The organism is Winogradskyella psychrotolerans RS-3, assembly GCF_000427335.1.
Classification (GTDB): Bacteria; Bacteroidota; Bacteroidia; order Flavobacteriales; family Flavobacteriaceae; genus Winogradskyella; species Winogradskyella psychrotolerans.
In genome coordinates, this window is record NZ_ATMR01000089.1 from 138,049 (window position 1) to 157,028 (window position 18,980).

The 18,980-nt window shown below is 33.0% G+C and carries 19 protein-coding genes and 1 other RNA gene; 8 read left to right on the forward strand and 12 right to left on the reverse strand.

The genetic code is table 11. The features are described from left to right. Positions 1 to 80: 80 nt before the first annotated feature. The 5 genes from ADIWIN_RS06525 to ADIWIN_RS06545 form a co-directional block, all read right to left on the reverse strand. Positions 81 to 509, reverse strand: a complete 429-nt coding sequence (locus ADIWIN_RS06525) for a hypothetical protein (RefSeq protein ID WP_152487227.1) — start codon at positions 507 to 509, stop codon at positions 81 to 83. Positions 510 to 884: 375 nt separating this feature from the next. Next, positions 885 to 1,523, reverse strand: a complete 639-nt coding sequence (locus ADIWIN_RS06530; protein ID WP_020897939.1) for a porin family protein — start codon at positions 1,521 to 1,523, stop codon at positions 885 to 887. Positions 1,524 to 1,705: 182 nt separating this feature from the next. After that, the gene (locus tag ADIWIN_RS19485) at positions 1,706 to 2,188 is read right to left on the reverse strand and encodes a porin family protein (RefSeq protein WP_020897940.1); all 483 of its coding nucleotides are present in this window, start codon (positions 2,186 to 2,188) and stop codon (positions 1,706 to 1,708) included. 64 nt (positions 2,189 to 2,252) lie between these two features. Beyond that, positions 2,253 to 2,675, reverse strand: a complete 423-nt coding sequence (gene aroQ, locus ADIWIN_RS06540) for a type II 3-dehydroquinate dehydratase (RefSeq protein ID WP_020897941.1) — start codon at positions 2,673 to 2,675, stop codon at positions 2,253 to 2,255. A gap of 166 nt (positions 2,676 to 2,841) precedes the next feature. Beyond that, complete coding sequence (locus ADIWIN_RS06545) at positions 2,842 to 3,462, reverse strand: outer membrane beta-barrel protein (RefSeq protein ID WP_020897942.1); 621 nt, start codon at positions 3,460 to 3,462, stop codon at positions 2,842 to 2,844. Positions 3,463 to 3,840: 378 nt separating this feature from the next. Between ADIWIN_RS06545 and xerA the strand changes: the two genes are divergently transcribed. Further along, positions 3,841 to 4,749 (forward strand): site-specific tyrosine recombinase/integron integrase, encoded by a 909-nt coding sequence (gene xerA / locus ADIWIN_RS06550; RefSeq protein ID WP_020897943.1) that lies wholly within the window; start codon positions 3,841 to 3,843, stop codon positions 4,747 to 4,749. Between the two features lie 65 nt (positions 4,750 to 4,814). After that, positions 4,815 to 6,002 (forward strand): PAS domain-containing sensor histidine kinase, encoded by a 1,188-nt coding sequence (locus ADIWIN_RS06555; RefSeq protein WP_020897944.1) that lies wholly within the window; start codon positions 4,815 to 4,817, stop codon positions 6,000 to 6,002. Between the two features lie 95 nt (positions 6,003 to 6,097). Here ADIWIN_RS06555 and rny read toward each other — a convergent pair whose 3' ends face one another. From rny to ADIWIN_RS06570, 4 genes are all read right to left on the reverse strand, one after another. Next, positions 6,098 to 7,675 carry a ribonuclease Y gene (rny, locus tag ADIWIN_RS06560; protein WP_040756666.1) on the reverse strand — a complete coding sequence of 526 codons (1,578 nt, stop codon included), beginning with the start codon at positions 7,673 to 7,675 and terminating at the stop codon, positions 6,098 to 6,100. A gap of 56 nt (positions 7,676 to 7,731) precedes the next feature. Next, positions 7,732 to 7,862, reverse strand: a non-coding RNA gene (gene ssrS, locus ADIWIN_RS19980) — 6S RNA. Positions 7,863 to 7,921: 59 nt separating this feature from the next. Further along, on the reverse strand, positions 7,922 to 8,209 hold the full coding sequence (locus ADIWIN_RS06565; RefSeq protein ID WP_020897946.1) for a cell division protein ZapA: 288 nt from the start codon (positions 8,207 to 8,209) through the stop codon (positions 7,922 to 7,924). Positions 8,210 to 8,229: 20 nt separating this feature from the next. Beyond that, positions 8,230 to 8,520 (reverse strand): coiled-coil domain-containing protein, encoded by a 291-nt coding sequence (locus ADIWIN_RS06570; RefSeq protein WP_020897947.1) that lies wholly within the window; start codon positions 8,518 to 8,520, stop codon positions 8,230 to 8,232. A gap of 178 nt (positions 8,521 to 8,698) precedes the next feature. On the opposite strand from ADIWIN_RS06570, the gene ADIWIN_RS06575 reads away from it, so the two are divergent. From ADIWIN_RS06575 to ADIWIN_RS06585, 3 genes are all read left to right on the forward strand, one after another. Continuing rightward, positions 8,699 to 10,387, forward strand: a complete 1,689-nt coding sequence (locus ADIWIN_RS06575; RefSeq protein ID WP_040756667.1) for a M23 family metallopeptidase — start codon at positions 8,699 to 8,701, stop codon at positions 10,385 to 10,387. Positions 10,388 to 10,686: 299 nt separating this feature from the next. Beyond that, on the forward strand, positions 10,687 to 13,155 hold the full coding sequence (locus tag ADIWIN_RS06580) for a TonB-dependent receptor (RefSeq protein ID WP_040756668.1): 2,469 nt from the start codon (positions 10,687 to 10,689) through the stop codon (positions 13,153 to 13,155). A gap of 143 nt (positions 13,156 to 13,298) precedes the next feature. After that, positions 13,299 to 15,128 carry a DUF8693 domain-containing protein gene (locus ADIWIN_RS06585; RefSeq protein ID WP_020897950.1) on the forward strand — a complete coding sequence of 610 codons (1,830 nt, stop codon included), beginning with the start codon at positions 13,299 to 13,301 and terminating at the stop codon, positions 15,126 to 15,128. A 46-nt stretch (positions 15,129 to 15,174) separates the two neighbouring features. Here ADIWIN_RS06585 and ADIWIN_RS06590 read toward each other — a convergent pair whose 3' ends face one another. Further along, positions 15,175 to 16,323: a cysteine desulfurase family protein gene (locus tag ADIWIN_RS06590; protein ID WP_020897951.1), complete on the reverse strand. Its 1,149-nt coding sequence runs from the start codon at positions 16,321 to 16,323 to the stop codon at positions 15,175 to 15,177. A gap of 125 nt (positions 16,324 to 16,448) precedes the next feature. Between ADIWIN_RS06590 and ADIWIN_RS20825 the strand changes: the two genes are divergently transcribed. Further along, entirely contained in the window at positions 16,449 to 17,423 is a 975-nt protein-coding gene (locus tag ADIWIN_RS20825; RefSeq protein ID WP_051155425.1) for a hypothetical protein, read from the forward strand. Here the strand turns inward: ADIWIN_RS20825 and ADIWIN_RS06600 are convergent. Next, positions 17,420 to 17,977, reverse strand: a complete 558-nt coding sequence (locus ADIWIN_RS06600; protein WP_020897953.1) for a DUF8465 domain-containing protein — start codon at positions 17,975 to 17,977, stop codon at positions 17,420 to 17,422. The two genes, ADIWIN_RS20825 and ADIWIN_RS06600, sit on opposite strands and share 4 nt — an antisense overlap. Beyond that, on the reverse strand, positions 17,967 to 18,179 hold the full coding sequence (locus ADIWIN_RS06605) for a hypothetical protein (RefSeq protein ID WP_020897954.1): 213 nt from the start codon (positions 18,177 to 18,179) through the stop codon (positions 17,967 to 17,969). Before ADIWIN_RS06605 ends, ADIWIN_RS06600 begins: the two co-directional genes overlap by 11 nt. Before the next feature lie 179 nt (positions 18,180 to 18,358). Between ADIWIN_RS06605 and ADIWIN_RS06610 the strand changes: the two genes are divergently transcribed. Together ADIWIN_RS06610 and ADIWIN_RS06615 are read left to right on the forward strand one after the other, a co-directional pair. Next, positions 18,359 to 18,574, forward strand: a complete 216-nt coding sequence (locus ADIWIN_RS06610) for a DUF2752 domain-containing protein (RefSeq protein WP_438874655.1) — start codon at positions 18,359 to 18,361, stop codon at positions 18,572 to 18,574. 22 nt (positions 18,575 to 18,596) lie between these two features. After that, positions 18,597 to 18,929: a CCC motif membrane protein gene (locus ADIWIN_RS06615; RefSeq protein ID WP_020897956.1), complete on the forward strand. Its 333-nt coding sequence runs from the start codon at positions 18,597 to 18,599 to the stop codon at positions 18,927 to 18,929. The last annotated feature ends 51 nt before the right edge of the window (positions 18,930 to 18,980 follow it).

The following is an 18,980-nucleotide window of genomic DNA, read 5'->3' on the forward strand; positions in this document are numbered from 1 at the left end:
CTTCCCTTTAGGAAGGATTTCTTACTCGGATGGTTCAATATATTATAAATGCGATTCAATTTTGAATCGCATTTTTTTATTTAAAACTTAAGTCCGGATTTTAAAATAAAGCTAGAATTATTGCCATAGTTATAATTGTAACCATAACCTGTGTTATTTATTTGGTAATTAAACCCTGCATTAATAAAAGCATTCTTATTTATATCGTATTGTAAGCCCGTAGATATTGAAACACCTACATCAGAAGACAGACGTTGTTGTACTTTGTAAAAATCTATTTTAGCACCAGACAGAAGACTCAATTTTTCTGATATCTTCACTTTAAATAACAAAGGAACCTCTATTAAGCTCGCTTCAGCATTTAAAAATTCAAACTGACTTGCGGTAAAAGAAACAGTTTTAGTTAAGAAAATCCCATTAACTACTAAATCCCAATTTTGTGACGCTAAATCTTCTTGAAAGGTAGCAAATTGTGAGCTCTGCTGTCCAAAACATGGTGTCATAGACATTAGATACATACTTAAAAAAGTAATAAGGCATATCTGGTGTTTTAAAGAAAATGTCATGGCGTCAATAGTTATAGCACTATCAAAAATAGCTCATTTTTCAATTATATCAAACAACTGCTTAGTTATAAATTAGTTAAATAATCTTAATACGTAATTTAAAGTTAAAAAGGGAACTTTAACACCGCTGTTAATCTCTTTTCGAATAATGGCCTTTCACTGATACTAAAATCGTGTAGCCTACTCCAAAACCTATGCTTCTATTTTTACCAAATTAGAAGGATAGCATTTCTATTATATTCAAAGGTTTAGCTGTAAAAAACAAAAAGTTCCAGATAATTCTGGAACTTTTTTTATATCCTTATTTATGGTTGTTGATTAAAACATAAATCCGACACCAAATTGCCATACTTCATTTTTTCCATCTACTCCTTCAAAAAAGGTATCGTCTTTAAAAATACTGGTTAAGCCCATAGTGTAACGTGCACTTACAAAGAAACCACCATCAAATTTATATGAGGTTCCTAAAGCTATACTTGTGTCAAAATCTTTAACGTAAGAATCATCTTCATCAATTTCAAAATCTCCACCATCAGAATTTGGTTCCGAATCAAATTCTTCATGAATTTTGAATCCAAATTGTGGACCTGCCTCTACACTTAATCCTTCTACTAAATACACTTTAAGTAATAAAGGTACTTGAATATAGTCTAATTGATATTCTACATTCTGATCGGTATCAAAAACATTATCCTGATCTCTTTCTAAGATATCAAAACCTTGTCCTGAATAAAATACCTCTGGCTGAAATGAAATACGCTCTGAAATTGGAATTTCTGCAATTAAACCGACATTGAAACTTGTTCTTGAATCTACATCATCAAAATCGTCACCAGTAAGCTTAGAAAAGTTAACACCTCCCTTGGCTCCTAGCTGAACAGTTTTTGAATCTGATTGTGCACTAACTGATGTTAATGCAAATAAAAATGCTCCTGTAAAAACTATTAATTTCTTCATAATTTATGATTGTTTTATTGGGTTTAAAACAACAAAACTAATAGCCAAAACAGCAGTAACAATAAGGCTTAACAGCAGTTTAACAAGTTTTAATATTTACCTAAAAAACAATCGGAAATGTTTAATAGTTCCATCAACTCAATGACTAAAATCATTAACTCTATTGAAGAAAATAGTGGAATTTATAATCTATACCCCAAACCTAAAAACAATCCATTAGGAGTAATTTCTTCAAAACCGATGGTGTATTTCATGTGTAAATCTACTTTTGGAGTAAAATTATAAGCAAATCCCAAATCGGCTCTGACTTTAAGTTTAGCATTAAAAAAATCGAAGAAATAATTGATACTTGGACCAACGAGAATAGTAAAACGTTCGTCTATATTGTATTTTAAATATATGGGAGCATTCAAAAAATTAAAATCGCCAAGACCTATAAAAAGTAATTCGGGTTGTAAATGAAAATCGTTTTCTATTTCAAAATCAGCAAAGGCACCTGCATAAAATCCTAGTTGTACATCTGTAGTCTCTCCAAAATTAGATTCAACCACTTTAAAAAAGGTGAAATTAAGTCCACCTTTAATACCAAATTCAGTTTGAGCTTGAACACCAAACGAGCTACTTATAAGACTAAAAATTAATAGGATTTTAATAAGAATCTTCATGCAAATCAATTTAAATAGTTTCAAAATTACAGTTCTTAATTCTTTGAGATTATTACAGTAAGCGTTAATTAGAAGTAAAACTCTCTATAGCTAACTCATAACTCTGTAAACCAAAACCTAAAATAACTCCTTTAGCATTAGGAGAAATAAACGACTTATGTCTAAATTTTTCTCTTGAGAATGTATTAGAAATATGCACTTCTACAACTGGAGTTGTAATAGCTTTAACGGCGTCACCAATACCAACAGACGTGTGTGTGTAAGCTGCAGCATTTAAAATAACCCCGTCGTAAGTAAAACCAACTTCTTGTAACTTATCTATAAGCTCACCTTCTATATTAGACTGAAAATGCTCTAGAGCCACATTAGGATACTTTTCTACTACTGAATCAAAAAACTCCATAAATGTGAGATTACCATATATATTGGTTTCGCGCTTACCTAACAGATTAAGATTAGGACCGTTTATGATAATTATTTTTTTCATATGATTTTTCTATTTTTAATTAACGTCACATGCTCTGTGCTATTAAACATTTCATTTGAGACGAAACTTTCAGCATGCTCGTTTTATGTAGTAAAGATATAAAATATGCGCATAAAAAAACCGAAGCAGATGCTTCGGTTTTTAATATAATAAATTGTTTTGTGTCTTATAACTTGAATAAGATACCAAAAGCAGCATTACCACCAAATGGGTTAGCAACATCACCAAAACCTAAGTTAAAGTTTGAAGTAGCTTCTGCTCCATCGTAATCACCTTTTTCAGTTGAGAAAGATAATACATTCTTTAAACCAAATGTTAAAGCGATTTTTTCAGTTACGAAATAATTGATACCTAAATCTAAACCTGCATTAACAGAATTGAAAGCTACGTCAGATAATTTATCTTTATCATTATTGTAAGCAACTCCAAATTCAGTATAAGTTTTAAAACGCTCTCCTAAATCTAAAAAGTAATAACGTGCAAATACACCTACTCCAAAACCATTTCTTTCAGAAATATCAACACCATTATCTTCTGTTTTTGAAGAATTGAAAGACAACATACCACCAATAGCTAAATCTTCGCTCATAAAGTAACCTACTTTTGGGCTAACATTAAAGCTATTAGACTTTAATTCAATTTCTTTATCATTTGTACTGTTAAAACCAACCATACCTTCAATGAAGATATCACCTTCAGTAAAACCAAAAGTCTTAGCTTCTTCTTGTGCACTTACACTTGTAAATCCTAATACTGCAACTGCAGCTGTAAACAATAATTTTTTCATAATTTAAGTTTAAATTTGATAATTAATTTGGTCGACAAAAGTAGACTTTACTCCCATAGTACAAATCCTAATTATGTTAAAATATCATGTATTTCAACGATATTAATAGTGTTTCAGCCAAGAAAAAGGCTAATTACCTCATTTCTAAAATATAAAAATTTCATAACTATCTCAATTAATAACCTAGAGTTAACTAAAAATCATAGATATCTTTATAACCATTATAAGCTGTTATTCACAAAAAAAAGAGAGGCGATTTGCCTCTTTAATATATCTAGTTAATTATCGATTTGAATTATTAACCCGTCTTACTAAAAGGCAAGATAAAATACATGCCGCTTTTACACCTTTATATATCGCAAATTACTATTTTTAACCATGAAATGGGAGCAAGCACTAACGGATTACAAACACTATCTTAGAATAGAACGCGGATTGTCTAAAAACTCCATTGAAAATTATAGTTACGACATTAAAAAGCTCATACTATATATTGAAACGCATGCTATTAAAGTATCACCTATTATCATAGACACTCATACGGTTAAAGATTTTATTTATTCCGTATCAAAAAGCCTAAATCCAAGATCGCAAGCACGGTTAATTTCGGGGCTTCGTAATTTTTTCGATTACTTAATTTTTGAAAACTACAGAACCACAAATCCTTTAGATTTAATAGAATCCCCAAGAATAGGTAGAAAGCTGCCCGATACATTATCGATTTCAGATATTGACAACCTCATTAAAGCCATAGATTTAAGTCACCACTATAATGGAGTCAATCTTGGAGAACGCAATAGAGCTATTATCGAAACCTTATATAGTTGTGGTTTGCGCGTTAGCGAATTAATAGAATTAAAAATATCGGATCTCTTTTTTGAAGAAGGCTTTATTAAAGTTACTGGTAAAGGAGACAAACAGCGTTTTGTGCCCATTGGTGAAACCACTCAAAAATTCATTAACATCTGGATTGCTATTAGAAACCATATTGATGTACAACCCCATTCTAAAGACATCGTCTTTTTAAACTACAAAGGAGGAAAACTGACACGAGCCATGATTTTTACCATTACAAAACAACTTGTAGAAAAAACCGGATTACATAAAAATGTATCACCACACACCTTTCGGCATTCCTTTGCGACACATTTATTAGAAAACGGTGCAGATCTTAGAGCTATACAAATGATGCTTGGTCACGAAAGCATTACTACCACTGAAATATACATGCATGTCGATCGTTCTCATTTAAGCGACATATTAAATAAGTATCACCCAAGAACATAATGTAAAAAAACATCATTATTTTTGTGACAATCGGATTGCTTTGGTGTCTTAAAACAAAGAGAAAAATGATGAAATTCCCAAATCTACATTTAAGAAATTACAGGTCAGCCTTTTATAAAACCCGAGAAACCTCCGAACCGACACTAGAAGATGAGAAGCACAGAATAGCGTTAGAATTATCTAATGTTGGCCTCTGGGATTGGAACATTCTTACCAACAAAGTATTTTACTCAAAAGAGTCGAAGCAAATTATTGGATATTCGAATAGTGAACTAAAAAACACCTCTGAGTTTTGGGACAGTAAAGTGCATTTAGATGATAAAGAAGCCTACTATAGCGAATTTAAGTCTCTATTAAAAGGGCATATTGAATTATACCAAAACGAATACCGTATTCAATGTAAAGATGGTAGTTACAAATGGATTTTAGATAAAGCAAAAGTTGTAAAAAGAGATTCTAAAGGTAAACCCTCTCATATTATTGGTACACATACAGACATTACCAATTCTAAAGACAAGGAAGCACAACTTAATAACAACTTACAGCTTATAACGAGCCAAAATAAACGGCTATATAGTTTTACCCATATTGTTTCTCACAATTTAAAAACACATATAGGGAATCTTAAAAACATATTAGAATTTTATGACGAAGCTAGTTCGGAAACTGAGAAAATAGAACTTGTTGAGCATTTAAAATCTATATCAGAATCTTTAACCACAACGATAGTCGATCTGGATGATATTGTAAGTATAAAATCTAAAATTAATATTAGTCAACTTAAGGAACGTGTGGATCTGCATGACTTTACAAATAAAATTATTGAAAGTCTAAAAATAGATAGCGACAAACAAGGGGTTACCATACACAATGCTTTGCGGAAAGATGAATCAATGCTAACGAATAGATCTTATTTAGAAAGTGTGTTTTATAATTTGATTTCTAATGGTATTAAGTATTCAGATCCAAATAAAAAATCTCAAATCGTCATTCAATCTATTCACACTAAGGATTCTGTTAAAATTCTTATCTCTGATAATGGTATTGGTATTGACATGAAGAAGTATAAAGATCAAATATTTCAAATGTATAAAACCTTTCATGGTACTGAGCGATCAGATTCTAGAGGTATTGGTTTATACATTACAAAAACGCAAGTTGAAGCTTTACAAGGGGAGATTTTAATGGAAAGCACACTAAACGAAGGCACGGCTTTTTCTATAACCTTCAAAAATAAAAAGAACTCTAATTAAGGAATCAATAGCGATTTTACATTTTAGTTCGCTTAAAATAAGGCATAAAAAAATCCGGTATAACACCGGATTTTTTATTTCATATATGTTGATTACTATTTAGCAATATTCACTGCTCTAGTTTCTCTAATCACTGTAACCTTTACTTGTCCTGGGTACGTCATATCTGTTTGAATTTTTTGAGAAATCTCAAACGATAAACTTGCCGCTCTCTCATCAGTAACTCTTTCGCTTTCTACAATAACACGTAATTCTCTACCTGCTTGTATCGCATAAGCTTTCTTTACACCTGTAAACCCAAAGGCAACATCTTCTAAATCCTTTAAACGCTGTATGTAAGAATCTAAAACTTGGCGTCTTGCTCCTGGTCTCGCCCCAGAAATAGCATCACACACTTGGATAATTGGTGCCAACAACGTTGTCATTTCAATTTCATCGTGGTGTGCTCCAATTGCATTGCAAACCTCTGGTTTTTCACCATGCTTCTCAGCCCATTGCATACCTAGGATAGCGTGTGGAGTTTCAACATCTACTTCAGACGATGGTACTTTTCCGATATCATGTAATAATCCTGCACGTTTAGCTAACTTAGGGTTCAAGCCTAATTCTGCCGCCATTACTCCACAAAGTTTAGCAACTTCACGCGAGTGTTGTAGTAAGTTTTGTCCGTAAGACGAACGGTATTTCATACGCCCTACCATTTTTATTAACTCAGGGTGTAAACCGTGAATTCCCAAATCGATAACCGTACGTTTACCTACTTCTATAATTTCTTGCTCAATTTGCTTTTCGGTTTTCTTTACAATCTCTTCAATTCTTGCAGGATGTATTCTTCCATCAGTTACCAACTTGTGTAATGATAAACGTGCAATTTCACGTCTTACAGAATCAAAACAAGATAAGATAATCGCTTCTGGTGTATCATCTACAATAATCTCAACACCTGTTGCAGCTTCGATAGCTCTAATGTTTCTACCTTCTCTACCAATAATTCTACCTTTAACATCATCCGATTCAATATTAAAAACAGACACACAGTTATCTACTGCTTCTTCGGTTCCAATACGTTGAATAGTGTTAATTATAATTTTCTTAGCTTCTTGCTGCGCTGTTAACTTAGCTTCTTCTATATGGCCTTGTATAAAAGCCATCGCATCTGTTTTGGCTTCTTCTTTAAGCGACTCTACCAATTGACTTTTAGCCTCTTCAGCAGATAATGAAGAAATAACTTCTAATTGTTTTATTTGGCTCTTATGCGCCTTTTCTATTTCCTCTTGTTTCTTATCAAGGAATTCTAATCTAAAATCATAATCTTTTATTTTATCATCAAGCGATTGATTAGACTTCTTAGATTTACTAAGTTCATTAGAGACATGAGATTCTTTATCTCTAATGCGCTTTTCAGCTTCAGCCATTTTTTTATCGCGAGATAAAATCACCTTTTCATGTTCTGATTTTAGCTCAATAAATTTTTCTTTAGCCTGTAGTATTTTATCCTTTTTTAACGATTCTCCATCTGATTTTGCTTGTTTTAAAAGCGATTGAGATTCTCGTTCTGCATTTTCTATTATTTTTGAAGCTTTTCCTTTTTCTAAAGATTTAGCGATTATATATCCTAGTATTACTCCTAATATTACTCCTCCAACAATATATATAATTGTGTTAGTGTCCATGTTCATTATTTAGTTTAGTGTATAAAAAAAGCCTACATCAGTTATCGGTTTTGTATAAACTCCTTAAAAACAAGTTTAGGGCTAACAAGCTGATCAAAAATCTGTCTAAGATACTGAAACGAGTTCAGCACTAACAGCACGATTTTACAACTTAAACTCACCCTTTTTAAAGAATTGATCGTTGAGTTTATCAAAAAATGTAACTAATGTAGGCAGTAACCTTATGTATTTAAAAGAACGTACGAGTTAAATATGTTGATTTAAAAGTTCATTTAAAGCTTCAAGCTTTTCCTGTACTTCTTCATTTACATACTCTTTATCTATTGACTTTTGCTCTACTTGAGCGGCAAATTGCAAGGCACACATGGCCAAAACATCTTGCTTATCTCTTACAGAATAATTCTGCTCAAATTGTCCAATCATAGCCTCAATTTTTTTTGTGGCTTTACGTAAACCTTCTTCTTGGCTTGGGTTTATCGTTAATGGATAAACTCTATTTGCTATAGAAAGTTTAATTTTTAATTGTTCTGACATTATAATCTAAATTTACAATATTATTCTGATAATTGTCCTATACAGTGGTCAATATCTCTAATAAGTGCATTTATTTTGAGCTTCGTTTCTCGTTTATTTTCGTCACTACCGAGCATTGAATTTGCCATTTTGAGTGTATCATGTTTTTCTACCCAAGCAGAAATTTCTTCTTGCTGCTCTAGAAGCCTTTGTTGTTGCTGTTCTAATTGATCTGAGAGTTTAGCGTTGGTCTGTTTTAAAACCTCTTGCTTGTGTAAAATCTTACTGATTTTATTCTCTAACGCATCAACAATGTCTTCTATTTTACTCATTAAAGCAATTCAATACTGTTGAAACAAAGTTAACATACCTAATGAAAAAATACAATTCTTTTACATTTATTTTTTATTATTATAAGTTCAACGGAATTAAACCGTTAATGAAAATAATACGGTTTTAGAATTTGAAAATCGTAATCAAATTGATATTTTAGCTGTAATAGTTGATTTTATGAAACAATTTTTGCTCCTTTTTTTAATAACATGTTCACTACATGGACAATCCGAATATCCTCAAGATTATTTTAGGCATCCCTTAGATATTCCATTAGTACTTTCTGGCACATTTGGAGAGTTACGATCTACACATTTTCATGGTGGATTAGATATAAAAACACAACAAAGACAAGGATTAAAAGTTTATGCTGCGGCAGAAGGCTATATCAGTCGGATTAAGATTTCTCATTTTGGCTACGGAAAAGCCATCTATATTACGCATCCAAACGGCTACACTACAGTTTACGGACATCTTAAGGCCTTCTCAAAACGTTTAGAAGATTATATAAAGCAATGTCAATACGATAAAGAAAGTTTTGAAGTCGAAGTGTTTCCACATACTGAAGAACTTCTAATTACGCCAGATGAAGTCATTGCCTTTTCGGGTAATACGGGGAGTTCTGGTGGACCTCACCTCCATTTTGAAATACGAGATAATGAAGAACGTCCAATGAATCCATTATTGTTTGGTATGGAAGTTAAAGACTCTAAGGCTCCTTATATTTCTGGTGTGTTTGCCTATCCGAAAGATAAAAATGCTATCATCAATGGAAAAAACGAGCGCGTTCCGTTACGATTAATTCCTCAAAAAACCGGTGACTATGCTGTTGAGAAAATATCCGCTTATGGTAATGTTGGTTTTGGAGTAATTTCTTTTGATAAGCAAGATTTAGCACCTAACAACAATGGTGTTAGTAATATTCAAACATTTTTTAATGAGAATAAAAGTTTAGAAATTGATTTTAAGCGCATTAGTTTTGAGGAAACCAAACACATAAAGCGCATGGTTGATTACGAGTATTATGTGCGAAAGAAAGCTAAAATTCAGAAACTTTTTATTGAAAAAAATAATCCTCTTAGCATTTATAAAGATGCTTATGATAACGGCTATGTTGAAGTAAAAGACAGTACTTCATCTGTATATAAAGTAAGAATAAGAGATTACCACCAAAATGAATCTTGGGTGGTAATACCCATAGACGGAAAACTTGAAACGATTAAGAAAGACAGTATTTTAGATGTTTCAAAAAAATCATTGGTTAGCACTGATAGCGCTACTAAATTAACCTCAGGAAACATTACTGTAGACTTCTATCAAAATACGGTATATGATGATTCTTATATTGATTTTAGAGTGAGTTCTGACACCCTTTTTCTTGGTGATGACAACATCGCCATGCAGAAAAACTTTTATATTAATTACGACTTAAGCAATTATAAAACAGAGCACCAAGACAAACTATATATTGCAAGGTTTTATGGTAATTACAAAAAGCCATATTATGTGTCTACCTCAAGAAAAGGTAATATCCTATCAGCAGGAAGTAAATCTTTAGGAACTTATGCCTTAGCCATAGACACTGAACCTCCAACGATAACACCGATTAATTTTACGGATAAAAAATGGATAAGTAATTATCGTTATCTAGAACTGAAGATTGATGACAAACTTACAGGTATTAGTAAATACAGAGCAACAGTTAATGGGCAGTGGATTTTAATGGAATATGATTATAAAACAGACACCCTTACACACGATTTTAATGATAATATCGTTAAAGATACCAAGAACGAATTAAAAATAATTGTAACAGATAATGTGGGAAATAGTTCTACATTTGAAGCAACGTTTTTTAGAAAATAGACAAAAAACAGATTTAAGACCGCTTTACTTCTAAAATTAAGAAGTAAGACGCCTTGTGTTCCTATTAAAATTTAGGTTTAATTTTTAATAAAAAATAAAATTATATTCTAAAAAGGATTTTTCTATAAATTGTCCCCTTGAGGATTATTGAAATAAAAGCAATCGCTTTTGTTGAAAGTACCGAGCGTAGCTCATTAGGGGTGTTTTTTTTAGGACAAAGTAAAATATAATAACAACCATAATATATAAGATTGAAATATAAACTCTAATTTCAACTTAACTAAAAAAATTAAAACCATTTGAAACGCTTACATTTTATAGTCTTAATAAGCTTACTGTTTAGTTTGCTTTCGTTTTCGCAATCTGCAATTATTAGAGGTGTTATATTAGATGAAGGTCATGTACCTATTGAAGGTGTTAATATTACGACGAGTACAGGAGAAGGAACTGCAACCAACAACAACGGCTTTTACGAACTTAAAATTCCTTTTGGAGTTGAAGTCACCGTAATGTTTACTCACGTTTCTCACAAGCGCGTAGAACAAAAATTCAATCTAAAAAACGGACAGGAGATTGAATACAATCCTGTAATGTTAATTGAAGTTGAGCAAATCGCAACCGTAATTATTAATACAAACACCAGACAATCGGTTGATGGAGTCACCTCCATTTCACCACAAATGATTAGAACTATCAAAGGAGCACAACCTGGAGTTGAGAACATTTTAAAAACATTACCTGGAGTTAATATTTCTAATGAATTAAGTACACAATACTCTGTACGTGGTGGAAATTTTGATGAAAACCTAGTTTACGTTAACGAAATTGAAGTGTATAGACCGTTTTTAATTCGTTCTGGAAACCAGGAAGGCTTAAGTTTTGTAAATACAGACATGGTTCATAATGTTGATTTTTCGGCTGGCGGTTTTCAAGCGAAGTATGGAGATAAATTATCATCTGTTTTAGATATTACTTATAGAAACCCTGTTGACTTTGGTATACGTGCAGATTTAAGTTTACTCGGAGGAAGTCTTACTGCCGAAACCGTTTCAAAAGATGGTAAATTTTCAGGAATAGCAGGTGTACGCTATAGAGATAATAGTTTGTTACTAAATAGTCTTGAAACTGAAGGCAATGTAGAACCTGTCTTTGCAGATGCACAAACGTATTTAACCTACCGTTTTTCTAGTAAATTTCATTTAAACTTTTTAGGGAATATCTCTTCAAACAAATACAACTTTCAACCCGAAAACAGACAAACTAATTTTGGAACCTTACAAGATCCGGTGGCTCTATTAGTGTTTTATGATGGTCAAGAAAAAGACCAATACCAAACTTATTTTGGTGCTTTTAAAGCTAATTATTTTGCTAGTGATGATTTAACACTTAAACTCGTTGCTTCCGCTTATCATACCACAGAACAAGAATATTTCGACATCTTAGCACAATACCGTTTAGGGGAAGTCAACACAAATATTGGAGATGAAAATTTAGGAGACGTAGAATTCAGTGAAGGAATTGGTTCGCAATTAACGCATGCACGTAACGATTTAGATGCTTTTATAATTAATGCCGAGCATAGAGGTGATTATAAAATTGACGACGAAAGCACTGTAGAATGGTCTGTAAAATACACCAATGAAGATATTAGAGACCGCTTGGTAGAATATGAAGTTATTGATTCTGCTGGTTTTTCAATTAGACCTCCAATATTTAGCCAAACCAATCCACAACCCTACAGTCCTTTTTCCGGACCGTTAGTTGCATTTGAAGATACTAGAGCAACAAATCGCATACAGATTAATAGATTCCAAGCTTTTTTGCAATACAGCAAACGTACAGATTGGAATGGCAACGACGTCTTTTATAACGCTGGGGTTAGAACACATACTTGGAATGTCAGTGGGGATGGCATTACAGATAATAAAACACAGACCGTTATTAGTCCAAGAGGACAGTTTGCTATTAAACCTAATTGGGAAAAAGACATGCTCTTTAGAGTTGCGGCAGGTTTGTATTACCAACCTCCTTTTTATAGAGAGTTGAGAGATTCTGAAGGTGTCGTAAATCCCAACGTAAAAGCACAAAAATCGTTTCATGTGGTTTTAGGAAACGAATATAGTTTTGAAATTTGGGACCGACCATTTAAATTGGTTACTGAAGGGTATTACAAAGGGATGACTGATGTTAATCCTTATACATTAGAGAATGTTAGAATTCGCTACAGCGCAGATAACAATGCAAAAGCTTATGCTTATGGTTTGGATTTAAGACTTAATGGCGAATTTGTACCAGGAACAGAATCGTGGTTTAGTTTTGGTTATTTAAAAACCGAAGAAAATATTGATAACCGTGGTTATATTGCAAGACCAACAGATCAGCGTTTAAAGTTTGGTGCGTTGTTTCAGGATTATGTACCTAACATGCCAGATTTAAAAATGTATTTAAATTTAGTGTATAATACAGGTGTTCCTGGTGGTTCTCCAAGTTATGCAGATCCTTATAATTACCAATTGAGACTACGTGATTATAGACGTGCCGATTTAGGAATTTCATACGAAATAGTTAATCCTGAAAAAACATACAATTCTAAATGGAAAGAATCATTTAGAGAATTGTCTATCGGTTTTGAAATCTATAACATGTTTAACAACCAAAACTCTATTACCAATACTTGGGTTAGAGATGTTTATAGCAAGCAACAATATGCAATTCCAAATTATTTAACACCACGTGTCTTTAACGTAAGATTGTCTGCTCGTTTTTAGATTATAGTCCTGTTTTAGAACGAAATGAGTATGCTTTTGGATGAATTCAGCAAAGCGAGACCATTTTATATAACTAATTTTGACTAGCTAAATTTATTTAGATACTTTACTCTCTCTAAACTTTAGTTCAAAATTTAAGAATTATGAAACTATCCCTCTATTCATTACTACTACTTTGCTCCTCCATATCTTTTGCCCAACTTAGTGTTCAAAATGACGCCTATATTTTTGTAAAAAATCAATATGTTTATGTTACTGACGATGTTAACATTGATGACGCAGATTCTAAACTATATCTAAGAGACGAAGCTCAGCTTCTTCAAGGAGATGGAGCTACTGGTAATTCTGGTGTTGGTCAATTAAGTGTTTATCAAACAGGCACCGTAAACCAATGGAGTTATAATTATTGGTGCTCACCTGTTGGAAATAATTCTGCCGCTTTTGGAAATGAAGATGCACGCGTTAATTTAATTGATGATGCTACGGGAATTCCGTCAATAGGCGACCCTTTTGGCTTAACATCTAGTGCGGATGCTGCATTTGTTGGAGGTTACGACGGTAGTTCTAGCCCATTATCTATAGCCCAACGTTGGTTATGGACGTATCAAACATCTGATCAATATCTCGATTGGGTTTTTGTAGGTGCTACCGGAAATATTAAACCAGGTCTTGGGTTTACAATGAAAGGTAATGGTACAAGTGATACCGAAAGTCAAGTGTATGATTTTAGAGGCAAACCAAATAATGGTACTATTACCAATGATGTTGCCACAGGCTTAAATACTTTAGTCGGCAATCCATATCCTAGTGCTATGGACTCTGCTGCGTTTATTCATGATACAGATAACCAAGCAACGATTAATGGTACAATACAATATTGGGAGCAAGATGGTAACGTGTCCTCTCATGTATTACAAGATTACATAGGTGGCTATTCTTTATTTACAATTGATGAATTTGGAGCAATAATTACTAACACTCCTGCTGTTTTCCTTACATACGACGAGCAAGACAACGTGTTTTCTTTGCCTCCTGGACCTGGAGGTACTGGAACAAAACAAGCTTCGCGCTACATACCAATTGGACAAGGTTTTATGGTTGAAGGTAGCGCAGGCACACCTAGTGTTCCTGCAACGGTATATACAAGAAATTCACATCGTGCGTTTGCAAAAGAATCTGATGGTGAGAGTTATTTCTTTAGAAATAGTAATGACAATAATACTAATACAAATGCAAACACAGGAATTCAATATCAAGACAATGGACTTTCTATTATACCTGAAGATTATAAGCGCTTTAGAATTAATGTCGATTTTATTGATGATGCATCACAATACACAAGACAATTGGTTTTGAATTTTCATGATTCTGCAACTGCCGGATTTGATTATGGGTTAGAATTAATCCGTACAGAAAGCTACAACTCAGATGCCTATTTTTCTTTAGATGACAAGGTGTATTCTGGTCAAGCGTTTCCTTTTGAAGAAGCCCTGGTTATTCCTTTAGCTATTGATATAGAGCAACAACAGCCGCTGCGTTTTAGAATCTTCGATATTCAGAATTTCGATGATTCCCAAGGCATTTACATTCATGATAATGACTCCGACACCTATGTTAATTTAAGACATTTAGATTACGAACTAAATATAGAGCCAGGCAATTACACGGATCGTTTTACTATTGTATTTACCAATCAAGTCTTAAATATTGAAGAATTTGATACAACCGCATTAACAATAAACCAAGACAATAAGCAACATCAACTTTCAGTACAAAATCCTAATGGTTTAGATATTAAGAGCATTGAGGTTTACGACGTTACTGGCAAACGTATCATTCAACTAAATGTCGATGCTATCGAAGATAACTATAATTTATCTACGTTACGTTTAAGCAATGGTGTATATGTTGTGAATGTTACTTCTCAGGCAAACACTACAGCTAAATCTCAAAAGGTAATTATTAAGAATTAGTCCTATTAGATTTCAAAATTACTAAACGAATTTATTGAGCCTAAATTTAGCTAGCACTAACAAATTCCTTTAAAACAGTAACCACATGGTCTAACTCTTCTTTAGTGTTATAAATACTAAAAGAGAACCGTACAGAAGGTTGTTTTAATTTTTCATCAGTTAATATTGCAGATAACACATGCGATTGTTGACTACTTCCACTTTGGCAAGCACTTCCTTTTGAACACGCTATCCCTTTTAAATCGAGTTGAAACTGTAGCATCGGAGCTTTTGCAGGTGCAATTGGTAAACAGACATTAACCAACGTGTATGTACTATTTTCAACAGTTTCGCAATTACCATTAAAACTCGCGTCAGGTAAATGTGTTTTTAGTTGCTGAATGAAATAGTCTTTTAATCCCGAAATGTATTTTTTATCTTCATCAAGATTAGCATACGCTATCTTCAAGGCTTCGTCCATACCTACAATATTGTGCGTAGCTTCTGTACCAGCTCTATAACCGCGCTCTTGTTCTCCTCCAAAAATCAACGGTTTTAAACCCGATTCTTTTCGGATAAAACAAAACCCTACTCCTTTTGGTCCATGAAACTTATGCGCACTTGCTGCCATAAAATCTATAGGGATTTCTTTTAAATTTATTTTATAATGCCCAACAGATTGTACCATATCCGAATGAAATAAGGCATTATGAGTTTTACAAAGTTGGGCTACTTTTTCAATATCTAAAATATTACCAATTTCATTATTAATATGCATTAAGCTTACGAGTGGCTTATTTGTAGATTGTAATAGCTGCTCTAAATGCAGATAATCTACGACACCGCAATCGTCTAAATTTACATACTGAATATCTATGTTGTATTCTTTTTGTAGTTGTTCTGCTGTATGCAAAACGGCATGATGCTCGATTTTGGTTGTAATAATATCTGTAACACCTAAATCTCTTACCGCACTTCGCATCGCCAAATTATCAGCTTCTGTGCCTCCAGATGTAAAAACAATCTCTGAAGCCGAAACATTAAAATAAGAGGCTATATTTTTTCTACATTGTTCTAAAAGCGCTTTTGATGAACGACCAAAACTGTGCGTGGATGAGGCATTGCCATAACTCTCGTTTAATACTTTTGTAATGCGTTCAACAACTTCTGGTCGTAAAGCGGTAGTGGCTGCGTTATCTAAATATACTGAATTCATGTGTTGATATGTATTGTGGGTTTATGGACACATGTGGTTGGCGATTCATCATTTCCTTGAATGATAAAATTTTGAACATGCTTATTTCGTCTTGCAAAAATATTGTAAATAAAATTATTTAGATAATGGAGCGTTATAATTTTACAAATCCGTTATTTTTGTTAAAAATTGAATCTATGATCCGTCGTTTTTTTATCCTATGTTGTTTTGCTTTTTTAACCACCTGCGATGATGGTGATATCTTAACTGTAGATTTAGAGTTTGATGAAATTTTGGCCCAATGTGATAATTTTGAAGATTACCATCTTGTTTATGATACAAGAGATGATCCGAATGAAGCACTTATTTTAATCTTCCCTAAGTCTACCACTAATGATGCGCTATTTACATCAGCGACCACAGTAGACGTACCTGCAGAATTAACGATTAACGAAGAAACAATTCGTTTCATATATAGAACCTACAATAGAGAATTAAGTGCTAGTGATATTTGCGCTGTAGTCCCTCCCTCTAATTTAACCATCCGAGAAGACTACGAAGCGGGTTCTGGCGACGTATATATAACGTCTACCATTGTAGATGATGATAATGATGGAGTACCAAGTATTTCTGAATACGGCCCAGGCGGTATAGAAAACCCACAAGATACAGACGGAGATGGTATACCAGATTATCTCGATATCGATGATGATGGTGATAATGTATTAACAAAAAATGAACTTGACGAATTAGACGAAGATGGAGATGATGATCCTTTAACCAATCCATTAGATACTGATGGAGATGGTATCCCAAATTATTTAGACACTGATGACGATGGAGATGGGGTACTTACACGTTTAGAAGACGCTAATGGTTTAAATGGCCCTGGAGATGACCGTATAGCTGTTAATGGTATTTTAGTACTGCTTTATTTAAATCCTTTGGAAGATACAACCTATGACTTTGAAGATTATGATGCTTTTGAGAACACATATACAAGAACAGTAACAACTAATTTTATTATAAAAGATACAGATTTAACGATATTCAGATCTACAGAAATTAACCTTGGTACATTAACCACGGTTATAGAAGACTTTGATCCTGAAGACGATTAAGGTTCAATATTTTGAAGGATCCTAACTTCTGTGGCTCCTAAACCATAAGTTTTGTAATCGGCATCATAAAACTTCACATTGTTATAACGGCCAAAAAGGGTTTCTAATTCTTGTCGTAAAACGCCTTCTCCTACTCCATGTATAAAAACAATTTTAGGAATACGTTTTCGCATGGCGAATTCGAGCTGACCTCTAGCCGTATCTAATTGAAGGTTTAGCATATCGTAATTTGACATGCTTCGAGATGATTTTGTTAAATGGTGAATATGTAAATCCACTTCAAACTTAGGAGCATGACGCTCTTTTGGCTTTACTGTAGGTTCTGACTTTCGTTTTTTAGATTCCTTCTCTTTTTTTACAGCTTCAAAATCTGTATTATAAACTGCATTTTCTAAACTATTACCAGAAGCCATTAACATGAGTTCTCTGGCTTCAAACTGAAAAACAAAACCATCGGAGTCCTCAACCGAAATCATATCTCCTGAAATTTTTGTGATGACTCCATAAATAGCGTCATCAATCGTTTCTACGGTATCACCAACTTTAAACTTCATCTTCTCTTTCTGTTTTTATAAAAGATTCTTCTTTATCAAATTTGCTCGGTATATTTCTAGACGTTCTATAAATACCAAAAATCAATAATACAATACCCCCCATTAAGATATAGGGGTTTTGTTCTTGTTGTGCTTGTGCATAAAAAGCGACTGCTCCACCGACCACAATACAGATAAAATTTATAAGTCTAGATATGTTCATCATTCAAATATTTAAAGCAGGCACAAAAATACGTTTTAGAAAAATAGTAATAGCAATAACAAAAGTATTTAGCAAATTGTTACTTTAGCGGTATGTTAATATTCGCAAAAGGACTCGATGATTATATGTTACCATGCCTATGGAAACAAACGTTTAATATCGACTGTATGGGTTGCGGGATGCAGCGCTCTATTTCATTAATTTTAAGTGGAGATTTCATTGCTGCTTTTTATATGTATCCGGCAATCTATTCACTTATTGTCCTATTTTCTTTCCTCTTATTGCATCTTAAATTTCAATTTAAAAATGGTCACAAAATAATTTTAGGTCTTTTTATCTTAAATATTAGTATTATTGTAATAAGTTTTATCATAAAAACCTTTTTAACCAACTAAAACAACTAAAACAATTAACACAATGGAGAAACAACAAATACCAAATGGCACCTTAGTCCTAATCATGGGAATCTTATCAATTATTGGCTGCTGTTGTTACGGTTTACCTGGATTAATTTTCGGAATCGTAGCAATTATTCTTGGAGGTAAAGCCACTAAGTTATACATGGAAGCACCTGAAAGCTATTCAGGTTTTGGAAATGTAAAAGCTGGAAAAATAATGGGAATTATTGGTGTCGTTTTAAGTATACTAATGGTTCTATTTTACGTTTGGGCAATTAATACTTTTGGATGGGACGCTTTACAGGATCAAGAATTGATGCAAGAAAAAATGCAAGAAATAATGGGACAATAGTCTTATCTACAAAACACAAAAAAGCGATTTTCTTAATTGAAAATCGCTTTT